14 protein-coding genes are annotated in these 15,198 nt (G+C 74.1%); 6 read left to right on the top strand and 8 right to left on the bottom strand.

Annotated elements, in window-relative coordinates:
- Window positions 1-10: 10 nt before the first annotated feature.
- The gene (locus tag Asi03nite_RS10305) at window positions 11-949 is read right to left on the bottom strand and encodes a hypothetical protein (protein WP_203678388.1); all 939 of its coding nucleotides are present in this window, start codon (window positions 947-949) and stop codon (window positions 11-13) included.
- Window positions 950-1,280: 331 nt separating this feature from the next.
- Window positions 1,281-1,733, bottom strand: coding sequence for an SRPBCC family protein (locus Asi03nite_RS10300; RefSeq protein WP_203678387.1), 453 nt, complete (start codon window positions 1,731-1,733; stop codon window positions 1,281-1,283).
- Between the two features lie 91 nt (window positions 1,734-1,824).
- Here Asi03nite_RS10300 and Asi03nite_RS10295 point away from each other — a divergent pair, with 91 nt between their 5' ends.
- Both Asi03nite_RS10295 and Asi03nite_RS10290 read left to right on the top strand, forming a co-directional pair.
- Window positions 1,825-3,501 (top strand): sensor histidine kinase, encoded by a 1,677-nt coding sequence (locus Asi03nite_RS10295; RefSeq protein ID WP_203678386.1) that lies wholly within the window; start codon window positions 1,825-1,827, stop codon window positions 3,499-3,501.
- A gap of 7 nt (window positions 3,502-3,508) precedes the next feature.
- On the top strand, window positions 3,509-4,177 hold the full coding sequence (locus Asi03nite_RS10290; RefSeq protein ID WP_014688640.1) for a response regulator transcription factor: 669 nt from the start codon (window positions 3,509-3,511) through the stop codon (window positions 4,175-4,177).
- On the opposite strand, the gene Asi03nite_RS10285 is transcribed toward Asi03nite_RS10290, so the two are convergent.
- The 6 genes from Asi03nite_RS10285 to Asi03nite_RS10260 form a co-directional block, all read right to left on the bottom strand.
- Window positions 4,174-4,590: a DUF4395 domain-containing protein gene (locus tag Asi03nite_RS10285; RefSeq protein ID WP_203678385.1), complete on the bottom strand. Its 417-nt coding sequence runs from the start codon at window positions 4,588-4,590 to the stop codon at window positions 4,174-4,176. The two genes, Asi03nite_RS10290 and Asi03nite_RS10285, sit on opposite strands and share 4 nt — an antisense overlap.
- Window positions 4,591-4,821: 231 nt before the next feature.
- A complete protein-coding gene (locus tag Asi03nite_RS10280) occupies window positions 4,822-5,346 on the bottom strand; it encodes a TlpA family protein disulfide reductase (protein WP_203678384.1) in 525 nt (174 codons plus the stop codon).
- Window positions 5,347-5,761: 415 nt separating this feature from the next.
- Window positions 5,762-6,910: a glycosyltransferase family 4 protein gene (locus Asi03nite_RS10275; RefSeq protein ID WP_203678383.1), complete on the bottom strand. Its 1,149-nt coding sequence runs from the start codon at window positions 6,908-6,910 to the stop codon at window positions 5,762-5,764.
- Window positions 6,910-8,166: a M48 family metallopeptidase gene (locus Asi03nite_RS10270; protein ID WP_203678381.1), complete on the bottom strand. Its 1,257-nt coding sequence runs from the start codon at window positions 8,164-8,166 to the stop codon at window positions 6,910-6,912. The genes Asi03nite_RS10275 and Asi03nite_RS10270 overlap by 1 nt, the downstream gene beginning before the upstream one ends.
- Before the next feature lie 28 nt (window positions 8,167-8,194).
- Window positions 8,195-8,407, bottom strand: a complete 213-nt coding sequence (locus Asi03nite_RS10265; protein ID WP_203678380.1) for a hypothetical protein — start codon at window positions 8,405-8,407, stop codon at window positions 8,195-8,197.
- Window positions 8,408-8,496: 89 nt separating this feature from the next.
- Complete coding sequence (locus Asi03nite_RS10260; RefSeq protein WP_239102580.1) at window positions 8,497-9,759, bottom strand: NYN domain-containing protein; 1,263 nt, start codon at window positions 9,757-9,759, stop codon at window positions 8,497-8,499.
- A 221-nt stretch (window positions 9,760-9,980) separates the two neighbouring features.
- Here Asi03nite_RS10260 and Asi03nite_RS10255 point away from each other — a divergent pair, with 221 nt between their 5' ends.
- The 4 genes from Asi03nite_RS10255 (at window position 9,981) to Asi03nite_RS10240 (ending at window position 15,153) form a co-directional block, all read left to right on the top strand.
- A complete protein-coding gene (locus tag Asi03nite_RS10255; RefSeq protein WP_203678377.1) occupies window positions 9,981-11,780 on the top strand; it encodes a DEDD exonuclease domain-containing protein in 1,800 nt (599 codons plus the stop codon).
- Window positions 11,781-11,888: 108 nt separating this feature from the next.
- The gene (locus Asi03nite_RS10250) at window positions 11,889-13,679 is read left to right on the top strand and encodes a RelA/SpoT family protein (protein WP_203678376.1); all 1,791 of its coding nucleotides are present in this window, start codon (window positions 11,889-11,891) and stop codon (window positions 13,677-13,679) included.
- Window positions 13,680-13,711: 32 nt separating this feature from the next.
- Window positions 13,712-14,275, top strand: coding sequence for an NUDIX hydrolase (locus Asi03nite_RS10245; protein WP_203678375.1), 564 nt, complete (start codon window positions 13,712-13,714; stop codon window positions 14,273-14,275).
- Complete coding sequence (locus Asi03nite_RS10240; protein WP_203678374.1) at window positions 14,272-15,153, top strand: sugar phosphate nucleotidyltransferase; 882 nt, start codon at window positions 14,272-14,274, stop codon at window positions 15,151-15,153. The genes Asi03nite_RS10245 and Asi03nite_RS10240 overlap by 4 nt, the downstream gene beginning before the upstream one ends.
- Window positions 15,154-15,198 lie beyond the last annotated feature (45 nt).

The raw sequence follows: 15,198 nt of genomic DNA, 5'->3' as shown, positions 1-15,198 counted from the left end.
CGTCCCCTCTTCACACCGCGCCGCCGCCCCGGGCGTCATCGCCCGGGACCACGCCACGATCCTCGGGCGCCGCAGCGCCCCGCTCATGATCCACGCTACGTCCCGCGCCCGCGCCGCCTGCGGCGGCCTCCGAGGTGACCACGGACCAGACGTCCCCGTCCGGCCCGGCCGGGCGATCCCTCTCCGGTACGGCCGCGGCCCGCTCCTTCGCGGCGGCCTCGCGCTCCGCCCGGCGGGCGTCGGCCACCGCCCGCGCCACCGCCCGCTCCGCCGCCCGCGCCCGGTCCCGGGCCGCCGCGGCCTGCCGCGCGCTCTCCGCCGTCGCCGCGGCCCACGGGTCGGCAGCCGGATCAGCCGCTGCCGATCGGCCCGGCCCCGGCTCGGCCCCGCCGGTCGCCGTCCCGCCAGTCGCGGCGGTCCCTCCGGTGGTCCCCGACCCGCCGGTCGCGGCGGTCCCACCGGTCGCCCCCGACCCGCCGGTCGCGGCGGTCCCTCCGGTGGTCCCCGACCCGCCGGTCGCGGCGGTCCCCTGGGTCGCCGCCGCTCCGCGGGTCGCCGCGGCCCAGGCCTGATCGGGGCTCGGGGCGTGCCGTGCCTCGGGGCTCGGGGCGTGCCGTGCCGCGCCTGCACCGGACGGCCGGCGCCGCGGGCGCTCCCCCAGCACCGAACCCGCCAGCGAGGAGAACCCGCGCAGCATGCCGGCCGCCCCGGTGGCGATGTCGCCGGCCCCGGTCGCGGCCTTGAACACGGTCTCCGGGCTGGGATCGCGCACCGCGGCGATGGCCCGGCACACCGGGCAGACACAGCACTCGGCGCTGCCGGTGGCCCAGGCGCCACCCGCGTGGGCCGGGCCCGGAGCAGCCCGCCGCGAGGAGCCGCCGGCCACGTCGTTGAGCAGGCCGAAGAAACCGTCCACCAGGTCACCGACCCGGGCGGCCGCATCCGACACCGGCGACCCGCCGGCCGCCGACGAGCCGGCCCACGACCCGGTTCCCCGGGCGGTTCCCGGCCCCGCGCCGGAAGCACCTCCGGCATCGCGGCCGCCGGCCGACGCGGTACCGGAAGGATCTGCGCCATCGCGGCCGCCGGCCGACGCCGTACCGCCGAAGTCTGTGGCCTCGCGGAAACCGCGAGCCGCCGCACCCGCCCCGGCCGACGCCGCCCTGGCGAGGATCGCGGCTACCAGCCGCTCCGCCTCTTCCCGTGCCGACCCGGCCATCCGCTCCCCCTCACCCGCCCGTGATCGGGCCACGGGCGGCCTCTCCCTCAAGCATCCACGGTCAGACCGCGGGCAGGCTCTCGACCCGGCGCTTGAGCTCCTTGAGAGCCGTGTCCATGATCATCTTTTCGGCCTTGCGGCGGAACATCCCGAGCATCCCGATGGCGAGTTCCACCGCCAGGGTGTACGTCACCGTGGTCGTCCCGTCCGGACGCTCGACCAGGTCGTAGGAGCCCTCCTGGGACTTCTGCGTGGTGGAGGGCGCGACCAGGTGCCACTCGATCCGGGAGAGGTCGTCGGCGTACGCATACTCCAACGTGTACTCGTCGGCCATCACACCGGCGTCGATCCGGAAGCTGACCTGGGCGGCATAACCGTCCTCGTACTCCTCGACGACCGAGGCCTGCTTGATCGCCTCCGCCCACTCCGGGTAGCTCGGGAAGTCGCAGATGACCGCGGCCACCCGGGCCAGGGGGGCAGCGACCTGGATCGACTGGGTCGAGGTGTCCGCCATGCACGGGAGGCTACCCGCTGGGTACGACAAAGCACGCCACCGCCCCGTCGCCGACGAGCCGTTTCCCGCCGGTGCCGCTACCATCCGTCACGTGCCAGCCCTAGCCAGCGGATCCACGCGCATACGCCCGCTCGAAGCCGCATCGCGCGTGATCATGCTCGCGCTGGTCGCCGTGCTCACCCTGATCGCCACCGGCGACCCCCGGCAGCTCGGCTGGATCGCCCTGCTCGCGGTCACCGCGGTGCCCGCCTTCGTGGCCCGGGAGGACTCGGCGCTCGCGACGGCCGGCCGGTTCGCCGAGGTGATCGTCACCGGTCTGGCGGCCGGCTCGATCGCCAACGCGACCGAGGGCGCGACCGCCGGCTTCCGCGCCGAGGCGATCCTGCCCTACCTGGCCGTCCCGCTGCTCACCGCGGCGCTGCGCCGCAAGCCGACCGAGGGCGCCGCGCTGCTCGGGGTGGCCGCTGTCGCGCTGGTGGCCGGCGGCGCGCTGGCCGACCTGCGGGTGCTGACCGACCGGGGCTATCTGGCGGCGGGCGGGCAGTGGCTGGTGATGGGCGCCATCGTGACGTTCGCCGCCGAGGCGATGCGGGAGTTCCTGCTGCCGGCCGAGCCCACCCCGCAGCCGTACGCGGAGGCCACCCGCCTGCTCACCCAGCTGCGCAGCGTGGCCCGCTCGCTGCCGGGCGCCACCCTGGACCCGGGCGGCATCTCCGAGCACCTGCTGGAGGAGCTGCGCGCGGTCACCCCGGGCGACCGCGCCGCGGTGCTGTCGGCCAGCGGCGGCGGCCGGCTGGTGGTGCTGGCGCAGACCGGCGCCGAGCGGGTCGACTGGGAGACCACCCTGGACGCGGACTCGGCGATCGCCGACGCCTGGGCCACCCAGCAGCCGCACGTGGCGAGCCGGTCGCAGGCCCGGACGCATCGCGGCGGCGAGGTCTCCTCGCTGGTAGTCCCGCTGGTCGCCGGGGTCCGCACGATCGGCCTGGTGATCCTGGAGACGGACGCCGGCGGGGCCTACCCGCCCGCGGTCGTCCAGTCGGTGACCGAGGTGACCGGCCCGGCCGCGCTGCGGCTGGAGGCCGCGCTGCTCTTCGACGACGTCCGCTCGCTGGCCACCAACGAGGAGCGGCAGCGCCTGGCCCGGGAGATCCACGACGGGGTCGCCCAGGAGCTGGTGATGGTCGGGTACGGCATCGACAACGCCCAGGCCACCCTGCCGGAGGGCGCCGAGGAGACGGCCGAGGAGCTGCGCACGCTGCGCGGCGAGGTGACCCGGGTGATCACCGAGCTGCGGCTGAGCCTGTTCGAGCTGCGCTCGGAGGTGGACCGCAACGGCGGGCTGGCGGCCGCGATCGCCGAGTACGCCCGCACCCTGGGGACCAGCGCCGGGCTGCGGGTGCACTTCACCTTCGACGAGTCGACCGCGCGGCTGCCCGCGGCGACCGAGGCTGAGCTGCTGCGCATCGCGCAGGAGGCGATCACCAACGCCCGCAAGCACGCCGGGGCGTCCAACCTGTGGGTCACCTGCACCGTCGACCCGCCGTACGCGCAGATCGAGGTCTCCGACGACGGCAAGGGTTTCGCCGACAACCGCCCGGACGGCCGGTACGGTCTGACCATCATGGCCGAGCGCGCCGAACGCATCCGGGGCCGTCTCCGGATCACGCCGAGACACCCCAGCGGGACAACCGTCGCCGTAGTGCTCGGAACCCCGCCCCGGCGCGATAGCGTGCGGGATAGCGTTTCCGCTCCAGAAGGGGAGTAACCCGAGCATGTCGACCAGTCCTGCGCCGACGACGCGCACCAAGGTCCTCCTTGTCGACGATCACGATTTGATCCGTAAGGGGCTGCGGCACGCATTCGAGCGCGACCGGCAGTTCGAGGTCGTCGGCGAGGCGGCGACGGCCGCGGAGGCGGTTCGCCAAGCCGGCGCGCTGCAGCCGGATGTCGTGATCATGGATCTGCGGCTGCCCGACGGCAGCGGCCTGGAGGCCACCCGCGCCCTCCGCAAGAACAACGCCAACATGGGCATCGTGGTCCTGACCATGTATGCCGGCGACGACCAGCTCTTCGGCGCTCTCGAGGCCGGGGCCAGCGCGTTCGTGCCGAAGACCGCCCCGGCTGACGAGGTGGTGGCGGCGGCCCGGCACGCCGCGTCGGCACCCAGCGCGTTCACCGCCGCCGACCTCGCCGAGGCGATGAAGCGCCGGCTCGCCCCGTCCGGCCCGCAGCTGTCCCCCCGCGAGGGTCAGGTGCTGCGGCTGCTCGCCGACGGCATGAGCGTCGCCGGGATCGCCAAGCAGCTGTTCGTCTCCGAGTCGACGGCGAAGACCCACATCTCGAAGCTGTACGAGAAGCTGGGCGCGGCGAACCGGGCCCAGGCGCTCATGACCGCGCTTCGCCTGGGGCTCCTGGAAGCCCCGGACGCCCCGAAGTTCTAGACATTACCGACGCCTTCGGCGTTTCTGCCTGAGAGTCGACGAATCCTCAGATAGGCCTCGCACCCCAGGCACAACCCGAAAGCCGCATTGAGGAACGCCGCGAACAGCCCGAACGCCGCGGCGACCAGTCCGAGCGTCTCCGCGCCCATGAGGTATCCCCCCGCGGAGACGCTGAGGAACGCGAAACCGACGAGTTGCGCGAATCGCACGGGGGCGGCCGGTTCCGTCGGCCGCGGCGGCGCCACCATCCGGAAGATCGACCCGTAGGGGCCCCGGTGCGGGCGGTACGCGGTGATCGCGAAGACCACCGCCTGCGCCAGTGCCAGCCAGCCGGAGCCGGTGATCAGCACGAGCGCGACGACGACACTGGTGACGGCCGCGGCGAAGCGCTGGCCACGTGGGTCCACGTACATGCGCCTATTATTCCTCCGGGGATAGTAGGACTTGACGCGGGAGATCGTTGAGCTGCGCCGGTTCCTCCGGCGAGACCGCCGCGAGCGCCGCCTGTTCGCGCTCGGGTCGCGTCCTGGGACCACCTGACGTCGTCTCCCGCGATGCCGCTGGGCAACGCGATGGCCGGCCCGCTGTCGGCGCGCCCCGGGTTGGACCGGGTGCGGGTCGGCTGCGCCTTGGTGCTGTTCGCCTCAGCCGCGTCCCAGCCGCTGATCCCCGGGCCCCGCGCCCTCAGCCGGTCCGGCGCCGAGCCCGTCACGGCGCCCGCCGGCGCCTGACTCGGCGAGCGCGGCGATCAGCTGCGGCTTCGTCGGGACGCCGGTGGCCCGCCTGGTCACCCGGCCCGCGGCGTCCAGGACCAGCAGCGTCGGGGTGCGCCAGATGTTCAGCGCACGCACCTCGTCGAGGTGGCTCTCGGCGTCGACCTCGACGTGCCGCACCTCCGGGAGGAGCCCGGCGACCTCGGCGCTGACCCGGCGCACGGCCCGGCAGGGCGCGCAGAACGCGGTGGAGAACTGCAGCAGCGTGACCCGGCCGGGCTCGACCCCGAGCCGGTCCAGCACTGCCCGGTCGATCTGCTCGGCCGCCACGGATTCGCTCACGTCACCAGTCTGCTCCACCGGGCGCACCCGGCCGTCGGTGCGCCGGCGCCAGGCGCCCACGGCCACCCCGGCCGCCAGCACCGCGCCGACCGTCGCCAATCCCACTAATTCCATGGGAACACCATGGCAGGTGATCAGGCGGATTGACAGGCGCCGGCCTACCGGGTGAACAACCGCGATGCCGATGGCGTAACGCGGCGGCCCCGCGGCGGCCGGCGCCATCCGGCCCGTCCACAGCAGCCAGCACAGTGTCACGTAAGGCCAGACCGGTGACCGGGCCGCTGGACGCCCGGCCGTACAGGTTGGTCGGGACCCGCCGGGTCACCGCGCGCACCTCCTCCATCGTGGAGATCCGCAGCAACCGCGCCACCTCGGTGAGCAGGAACCGCCGTACCGTGAAGGCTCTCGACCCGGCCTGGGGCCCCGGAGACACCCCCGGTGCCAGCCGGCACCGCGACACGCGCCGGAAGCGGCGACCACCGACCCGGCCGGCGTTCCGTGGCCGGGACGGGTCCGGAGCCGGGCCGGGCTATGCCCGCGGGTGGGGCGGCTGGTCCGGGGCGAGCAGGGAGCCGAGACGAGCCGCCTGGGTCTCCCACCGCCACTCCCGCTCCACCCAGGCACGCCCCGCCGCCCCCATCGCCCGAGCATGATCAGGATCGGACAGCAGTCCCGCGATCCGGTCGGCCATCGCGGGCACGTCGGTGCCGCCCACGACATACCCCGTCTCCCTCTCGCGGACCGCGTCCGGCGCGCCCCCGGAGTCCCCGCCGACGACCGGCAGACCGGTCGCCGAGGCCTCCAGGTAGACGATCCCGAGGCCTTCGACGTCCAGCCCGGCCGCCCGGGTCCGGCACGGCATCGCGTAGACGTCCCCGGCCGCGTAGTGCGCCGGCAGCTCGGCCCACGGCACCGACCCGGTGAACACCACGTCCGCCTCGACGTCGTGCTCGCGCGCCAGCCGGGCCAGCGTCTTCCGGTACGGCCCGCCGCTGACCAGCAGCAGCGCCGCGCCGGGCACCCGCCGGCGGATCTCCGGCAGGGCGCGGATCAGCATGTCCTGGCCCTTGCGCGGGACCAGCCGGGACACGCACACGACGACCGGCCGCCCGGCGAGGCCGTGCCGCTTGCGGACCTCGCTCCCATCCACCCCGGGGTGGAACGTGTCCACGTCGACCCCGGGCGCGAGCCGCCGCAGCTCGGTCAACCCGTGCAGGGCGCGATCGAGCCGGACCCGCTGATACTCCCCCAGGAACGTGATGACGTCGTTGCCCCGGGCGATCCGGCGCAGCAGGCCCCGGGCGCCGGGCAGCGCCGCCCAGCCGATCTCGTGCCCGTGGGTGATCCCGACCGCGCGGGTGATCCCGGCGGTCCGGCGCAGGCCGTGGGCGAGCAGCCCGAGCGGCGCGGCCGCGCCGAACAGCACGGAGTCGCACCCGTGCGCGCGGGCCAGCTCGGCGGCCCGGCGGGCGACCCGCGGCGTGGGCAGCAGGATCGAGGTGGCCTCCCGGACCACCTCGAACGGCTGCTCGGCGTCGAACGCGGCGGCGCCCTTCCAGGTCGACGAGTAGACCACCACCGAACCGGCCGGCTGGCGCACCGCCAGGTTGTGCACGAACTGCTGGATGCCGCCGGGCCGGGGCGGGAAGTCGTTGGTGACCAGCAGGGTGCGAGCCATCAGCGCTCGCCCCGGGCGTACGCACGGGCGGCGGCCATCCGCTGCACGGTGGACGGGTGCGAGGCGAACATCAGGAACTCCCAGGTCGGCGGATCGGGATCGGACAGGTTGACGGAGCCGAGGCGGCGCTGCATGGCCTCGAAGGTCGCCGGGTCGCCGGTCAGGTCGAGCGCGTGCCGGTCGGCGCGGGCCTCGATGCGCCGGGAGACGAACGCCTGGCCCGGGCCGGCGAGCAGGCCGGCGACCGCGGCGACGGCGAGCAGCAGCCCGATCGCCCGCGGCTCGCCGATGGCGTCGACGCCGGCCAGCCGGAGCAGGCCGGTCCAGGAGCCGAGCAGGTGGATCGCGACCACGGCGAGCGCGGCGCCCAGCGCGCCGAGGATCGTGCCGGTCAGCACGTCGCCGTCCTTGGCGTGGCCCAGCTCGTGCGCGGCGACCGAGACCACCTCGTCCGGGGTGGCCTCGGTGAGCATGGTGTCGTAGACGACGATCCGCCGGGTGGGGCCCAGGCCGGAGACGTACGCGTTCACCGCCCGGGTGCGCCGGGACGCGTCGGCGACCAGCACGTCGCGCACCGGCACGCCGTCCCGGTCGGCCAGGGCGATCAGCTCGGCGCGCAGCGGCCCGTCCGGCATCGGGGTGAACCTGTTGAAGATCGGCTCGACCACCACCGGGAGCACGAACGACAGCAGCACCACCAGCCCGGCCGCGCCGGCCGCGCCGAACGCCCACCACCAGCGCGGCGCGACGTGGGTGACCGCGAAGAAGCCGGCCAACGCGAGCCCGCCGAGGACCACCGAGACGGCTGCGGACTTCAGCAGGTCGACGCCCCAGCCGCCCCAGGACTGGGTGGAGAGGCCGTACCGCACCACGATGGTGTGCCGCCAGGCCGCGAACGGCAGCGTGAGCACTTCACCGGCGAGCACCACGAGCAGGCCGCCGAGCACCGCCCGGGCCAGCCAGTGGTCGCCGAACGGCCGACCGGCCAGCTCGACCAGCCGCGCGCCGATCGGGGTGAGCCCGAGCACCAGCGCCACCATCAGGCCCAGCGCCATGCCCGCGTACGTCCCCGGGCGCAACTCGGCGCGGAACCGCCGGGCCCGGGCCACCTGCTCCGGCGGGAACCGGCCGAGCGCGGCGACCTGGTCGGCACGTGGCGCGGGCGCGCGGTGCCAGGGCACGGTCAGCGCCGCGAACAGCACGAGCGCCACGAGCAGCACCCCGAACGTCACGAGGGCCCACCACCGGGGAGTCATGACGAAAGATCCTAGGCCGTCCTCATGATCACGCCACGTGGCGGCGGAACGGCACGATCGCCGGCGGCTCCGGGGTCTGCAGGATCTCCACCTCGAACCCGGCCAGCTCGAGGGTCTCGATCGCCAGCAGCTCGCCGGGAGTCAGCCCGGTGATCCCGCCGGGCGTCTCGGCAAGTGCGCTGACCAGGCACCCGGTGCATTCGTCGGTCCGTTCGACGCAACGACCACAATCAATGATCATTACCTCTCCCCTTCACCGGGAGGGCCGGCCGCGCGACGGACCGGTCACCTCAGGTGACCGTCACGCTAGGCGAGGGGTACGACAGAAACTCAGGACCGGGCCAGCCGGCGCAGCAACGAGTCCGCGCCCATCGGGTACGCCCCGTGCCGGCGCACCCCGTCGGCCACCTCCCGGTCGGAGGAGACCACGACCAGCGGGCGGCCCGGCGGCTCGGCCCGGACCAGCTGCCGGATCAGCTCGTCGGCGGTGGTGCCCTTGCGGGAGAAGAGCACCCGCACGCCGCGCGGCGCGGGCGGCAGGCCGTGCACCCGCTCGGCCCCGTCGAAGACCACGGTGACCTCGTCGCCGGTCTGCGCGGCGATCCCGCCGAGCCCGGTGATCAGGCGTTTGCGCTGCTGCTCCAGGGACATGTCGGCGAAGCCGCGCTTGGTCACGTTGTACCCGTCGACGATCAGGTGCGCCCGGGGCAGAGCGAGCAGCTGGTCCAGGCGGCCGGGGTCGTCGGTGTCCTGGGCGCGGGCCCGGGAGCGCTCGGGGGCGCCGGGGCGGTCGGCCGAGGCGTCGGCCACGAAGTCGGCGGGCAGCTTGTCGGTCGGGCCCAGGGCGAGCTCGCGGCGCAGGCCGGTGGCGGCCTGGCCGATCGTCTCGAGCAGCAGCCAGAGGCGGGCGTCGTCGACCGCCCGGGCGTCCTTGGCGGCCTGCTTGCCGGTGGCCGCGGTGGCCTCCGCGTCGGCGAGGCGGGCCCGCATCCGGCGTACCTCCGCCTCGTGGTCCAGAGCGACGCGCGCCGCGCGGCCCTTCTCCGTGGCCAGCAGGTCGGACGCGCGTTTCTGCGCGGCCTGCGCCTCACGCAGCGCCTTGGCCGTGGCCCGCGCCTCCTCGCGCAGCTGGCCGAGCTCCTCGCGGACCCGGGCCAGCTCGTCGCGGAGCTTGTCGGCCTCCACCCGGGCCACCGCCCGGTCGTGCTCGGCGCGGGTGGCGCGCTGCTCGGCGGCCCGGATCCGGTCGGCCAGGGCGGCGCTGTCCGCGTCGGCCCGCACCACGTCGCCGGCGGCGTCGATCAGCTCGCGCCAGCCGTCCGGGCGGGCCAGGTAGGCCAGCGCGGCGACCTCCACCGGGTCGGCCGCGGCCGGGGCGACGCCACCGGTCACGGCGGCGCCCAGGTCACCGGCCTCGGCCACGATCCGGGCGCCGATCCGCTGCCGGAACAGCGGGTCGGCGGTGAGCTGGGCGGCGATCTCCCGGCCGCCCAGGCGGGCCCGCCGGTTCGGCGCGAAGCGGGCCACCCGGCGCAGCACCACCGGGATCTCGTCGTTGGGCAGCCCGGGCAGGGCGGCGGCGGCCAGCGCCATGATCCGCTGGCGGACCGGCTCGGGGAGGATGGGCTCCGGCAGCGCCGGGGTGGAGTCCGCAGCCTGCGACGCCGCCTCCTCTACGGGGCGGTCGTCGGGCTCGATCGGCGCGGACATCCACCCATTCTCACACCGTGGCCCGCGAAAACGCTTGCCGAGACAAGTGATCTTTTCCGGGCGGGCTCGGTTTATGTCGTACCCCCGTTCTAGTGTTGCCCGCCGTGGCACAACCGGCTTACGTGCAGGGCACTCTGGACACGCTGCTGTCCGCCGACGGTTCGGTCGATCCGGCGGCGGTCTCGCTCGCCGACACCACCTTCGTGGTGCTCGACCTGGAGACCACCGGCGGCGCTCCGGACGGTGGCGGCATCACCGAGATCGGCGCGGTCAAGGTGCGCGGCGGCGCGGTGCTCGGCGAGTTCGGCACCCTGGTCAACCCGGGCCAGCCGCTGCCGCCGTTCATCACCGTCCTGACCGGCATCACCGAGGCGATGCTGCGCCCGGCGCCCCCGATCGAGACGGTTCTCCCGGCCCTGCTGGAGTTCCTCCGCGGCGCGGTGCTGGTCGCCCACAACGCACCCTACGACGTGGGCTTCCTCAAGGCGGCCTGCGCCCGGCACGGCTACCCGTGGCCGGCGCCCCGGGTGCTGGACACCGCCGCCCTGGCCCGCCGCGCGCTGACCCGCGACGAGGTGCCCAACCGCAAGCTGGGCACGCTGGCGCACTTCTTCCGGTCCACGGTCGAGCCCAACCACCGCGCGCTGGACGACGCCAGGGCCACCGTCGACGTGCTGCACGGGCTGATCGAGCGGCTGGGCAGCTTCCGGGTGCACACGCTGGGCGACGCGATCGAGTTCGCCAAGGCGATCACCCCGGCCCAGCGCAGCCGGCGGCACCTGGCCGACAACCTGCCGCACGTCCCGGGGGTCTACATCTTCCGGGCGGCCGACGAGCGGCCGCTCTACGTGGGCACGTCGAAGGACGTCGCCACCCGGGTCCGCAGCTACTTCACCGCCGGCGAGAAACGCGCGCGGATCTCCGAGATGCTCACCGCGGCGGTCCGGGTGGAGGCGGTGGAGTGTGCGCACTCGCTGGAGGCGGAGGTCCGGGAGCTGCGGCTGATCGCGGCGCACTCCCCGCCGTACAACCGCAGGTCCAAACATCCCGAGCGGGTGGTCTGGCTGAAGCTGACCGCCGAGGCCTTCCCCCGCCTCTCGGTGGTCCGGCGCCTCGCCGAGGACGGTGCGACCTATCTGGGCCCGTTCTCCTCCCGGCGCACCGCGGAGCTGGCCGCCGCCGGGGTCTACGACGCGGTCCCGCTGCGGCAGTGCAACCACAAGCTGTCGCTGCGCACCCGCACCCCGGCCTGCGCGCTGGCCGAGCTGGGCCGCTGCCCGGCGCCCTGCGAGCACGAGATCTCCCCGGAGGAGTACGACCTGCGCGCCGCCCTCCCGTTCCGCACCGCCACCTCCGGCGATCCGGGCCCGGTGATCGAGGCGATCCTGGCCCGGATCGAGACGCTCAGCGACCGGCAGCGGTACGAGGAGGCGGCCACCGTCCGGTCTCGCCTGATCGCCCTGCTGCGCGCCCTGATCCGGATGCAGAAACTGGAGGCGCTGACCCGCCTGCCGGAGATCGTCGCGGCCCGCCGGAACGACCAGGGCGGCTGGGAGATCGTGGTGGTCCGGCACGGCCGGCTGGCCGCCGCGGCCACCTCGCCGCCGCGCGAGCACCCTCGCCCCACCCTGGACGCGGCGCGGCTGACCGCCGAGACGGTCCTTCCCGGACCGGGCCCGGTGGCGTCCGCGACGGCCGAGGAGACCGAGCGGATCCTGGCCTGGCTGGAGCGCGTGGACACCCGCTTGGTGGAAACCTCTGGCGACTGGGCGTCACCGGCTCGTGGCGCGGCGCGTTTCTCCGGGCTCCTCACCAGCGCCGAATCAGCCGCGTCAGCCCGAGACTCGACCGTTCGCCTATCGGTAACTGACCGTTCGGATGACGTCCGCTCGCTTAGGCTGTAGGGCACGCACGAACCTTCGGTGATTCGGGTTGTAGACGGTTCAGCCATCGCGGGTTCGCGTGCCATGCTTCTTCTACGAGGCATGGACGATCGGTGAGGGGGTGTCCGGGTGGACGTCGACGCCGGCCACGGCGCCGCTCTCGGTCGTGCCCTGCCGGCCACCACGTCCCCGAGCCCGCTCAGCTTCACCCGGCGGCTCCGATCGCTGCTGAGCTTCCAGGGCAACGACGACGATCCGGTTTCGACCCTGGCCCGGACGCATCGCAACATCCACCCGTCGGCCGATGTGGCCCTGCTCCGCCGCAGCTACTCGATCGCCGAGAGCATGCACCGCGGGCAGTTCCGCAAGTCCGGCGATCCGTACATCACGCATCCGCTCGCGGTCGCGCAGATCTGCGCCGAGCTCGGGATGGACACCACCACCCTGGTCGCCTCGCTGCTGCACGACACCGTGGAGGACACCAGCTACACCTTGGAGGCCCTGGAGGGCGACTTCGGACCCGAGGTGGCCCACCTGGTCGACGGCGTGACCAAGTTCGACAAGGCGTTCTACGGCAAGGCCGCCGAGGGCGAGACGATCCGCAAGATGATCGTCGCGGCCGGCAAGGACGTCCGGGTGCTGGTGATCAAGCTGGCCGACCGGCTGCACAACATGCGCACGCTGGACGCCCGGTCGCCGGCCAGCCGCGCCCGGATCGCGAACGCCACGCTCGACGTGCTGGTCCCGCTCAGCGACCGGCTCGGCATCCAGGCGCTCAAGCGCGACCTCGACGACGTGGTGCTCTTCCACCTCGAGCCGGACGCGTTCGCCCGGATCGACGAGCACGTGAAGAACCGTCCCGGCTGGAACGAGTACCTCGCCGACGTCTCCGGCAAGGCCCGCGTCGCGCTGCGCCGCTCCCGGGTGGACGCCGAGGTCACGCCGCGCCCCCGGCACTACTACTCGATCTGGAAGGACACCGTCGCCGGCGGCCACACCGTGCCGTTCGACCTGCCCCGGATCGCGGTGGTGGTGAACGGTCCGGAGACCGACTGCTACGCGGCGCTCGGCGCGATCCACGGCCGTTGGCGCCCGGTCGCCGGCCGCTTCAAGGACTTCATCGCCTCGCCGAAGAACAATCTCTACCGTTCGCTGCACACCACCGTGGTCGGTCCCGAGGGCCGCCTGGTCGAGGTGCTGATCCGCACCCGGACGATGCACCGCTACTCGGAGTACGGCGTCGCCACCAGCTACCGATATCCCAAGGTGTCCGACGAGCCACCCGGCGCCGACCAGCTGACCTGGCTGAAACGTGTGCTCGACTGGCAGCAGGACACCACCGACGCGGCCCAGTTCCTCGACTCGCTCCGATGTGACCTCGCCGAGGGGCAGATCACGGTCTTCGCCCACGGCAACGCGTACGAGCTGCCCAGCGGCTCCACCCCGGTCGACCTGGCGTACGAGCTGGGTCCCGCGAAGGGCGACCAGTGCCTCGCCGCCACCATCAACGGCCGCCTCGCGCCCCTCAGTTCCCCGCTGCGCGACGGTGACGTCGTCGAGATCTTCTCGGAGAACGACGGGCACGTCGAGGTCGAGCCGAACGCGCCGCGCGGCCCCCGCAAGGAGTGGCTCGGGTTCGTCAAGTCGAGCCAGGCGCAGATGCAGATCAACCGCTACTTCGACGAGCGGAACGAACCGGGCATCAGCATCACCGACAAGGTGCGCCTGGGCCGGGCGACGATCGGCCTGACCCTTCGCAAGCACGACCGCGGCCTGGCCAGCGAGGTGCCACTGCGCCGCCTCGCCGAGGATCTGGGTTACCCCGACCTGGAGACGCTGCTGGTCGCGGTCTGCGAGCGCACGGTCGAGCCGGACACCGTGGTGGAACAGCTCATCGCGATGGTCGACCACCCGGACTGAGACATTCAGGAACCCGGGCTAGCCTTACGCGCGTGAACATCTCTCGGCAGTTGCGCGGCCTGGCGTACCAAGTCTTCTACGGCCTGCCGCTGCCGGTGCGCCGCCACCTGGCCCGGGCGATCTCCCCCAAGTTCCTGGTCGGCGCGGTCGCCGTGATCCGCGACTCGGAGGCCGCCGAGCCGGGCCGCCTGCTGCTGCTGCGCCAGCCGTCGAGCCGCGGCTGGGGCCTGCCCGCAGGTCTGCTCAAGCGCGGCGAACTGCCCGCCGTCGGCGCCGCCCGCGAGCTCTTCGAGGAGTCCGGCGTCCGGATCGAGCCGGGCGACCTGCGCCCCGGCAACCCGAACGCGATCCTGCACCCCAACGCGGCGAACGTCGACATGGTCTGGTTCGGCTGGGTCCCGGCCTCCACCACGCCCCTGGTGGTGGACGGTGGCGAGGTCCTGGAGGCCCGCTGGTGGCCGCTGGACGACCTGCCCGCGCTGACCTGGCCGACCGCGCGCCTGCTCGGCATCTACGGCCTCGGGCCGAAGGCCGGCGAGCTGCCCCCGTCGGTCCCGGCCGCTGACGCCGCCCCGACCCGCCCGGCCTCGGCATGACCGCCCCGGAGATCTGCGGCGTCGTGCTGGCCGCGGGCGAGGGTCAGCGGCTGCGCCCGCTCACCGCGTCCGTTCCCAAGGCGCTCTGCCCGGTCGGCAACCTGCCGCTGCTGGATCACGCCCTGCGCCGCTTCGCCGGCCTCGGCCTGGCCGGTCCGGAACGCGTCGCGGTGAACGCGGCCTATCTCGCCGACCAGGTCGTCGCGCACGCCACCGGCCGCGCGCACCTCTCCGTCGAGCCGGACGGCCCGCTCGGCACGTCCGGCGGCGTGGCCCGGCTGAAGAAGTGGATCGACGGCCGGGGCGCGCTGGTCGGCAATGCCGACGCCTACCTCGCCGATCCGTTCCGCGAGCCCGGCAAGGACATCGAGGCCCTGCTGGCCGGCTGGTCCGGGGACACGGTGCGGATGCTGACCAAACCCTGCCGTCCCGGCGAGACCGGCGGCTTCAGCGGCAACCGCTTCGCCGGCCTCTCGCTGCTCCCCTGGCGTTTCATCGCGGACCTTCACGATCAGAACACCGATCTGGTACGTACGGTGTGGCGTCCCGCCGAGGCGCTCGGTGCGCTGGAGCTGATCGGCTACCAGGGGCTGTATCTGGACACTGGCACGCCGGCCCTCTACCTGGAGGCCAACCTGCACGCCGCCGGCACCGGCGTGATCGACCCGTCTGCCCAGGTCACCGGCACCGCGACCGGGTCGGCGATCGGCGCCGACGCCCAAGTGACCGGCAGCGTGGCGGAATCGGTGATCGGCGCCGGCGCCCGGGTGACCGGCAGCGTCACCAGGTGCGTGGTCTGGCCCGGCGCGGAGGTCGGCCCCGGCGAGGTGCTCACCGGCACGATCCGGGCCGCCGACGGTCTCACCGTGACGGTCTGACCTCCACCTTGTTATCCGCGGGGACCGTTCTTGCCGGCCGCCGGC

This window comes from Actinoplanes siamensis (assembly GCF_016862395.1).
GTDB lineage: Bacteria > Actinomycetota > Actinomycetes > Mycobacteriales > Micromonosporaceae > Actinoplanes > Actinoplanes siamensis.
The sequence above is the reverse complement of the archived record's forward strand: the minus strand, read 5'-3'. Positions and strand labels throughout refer to the sequence as shown.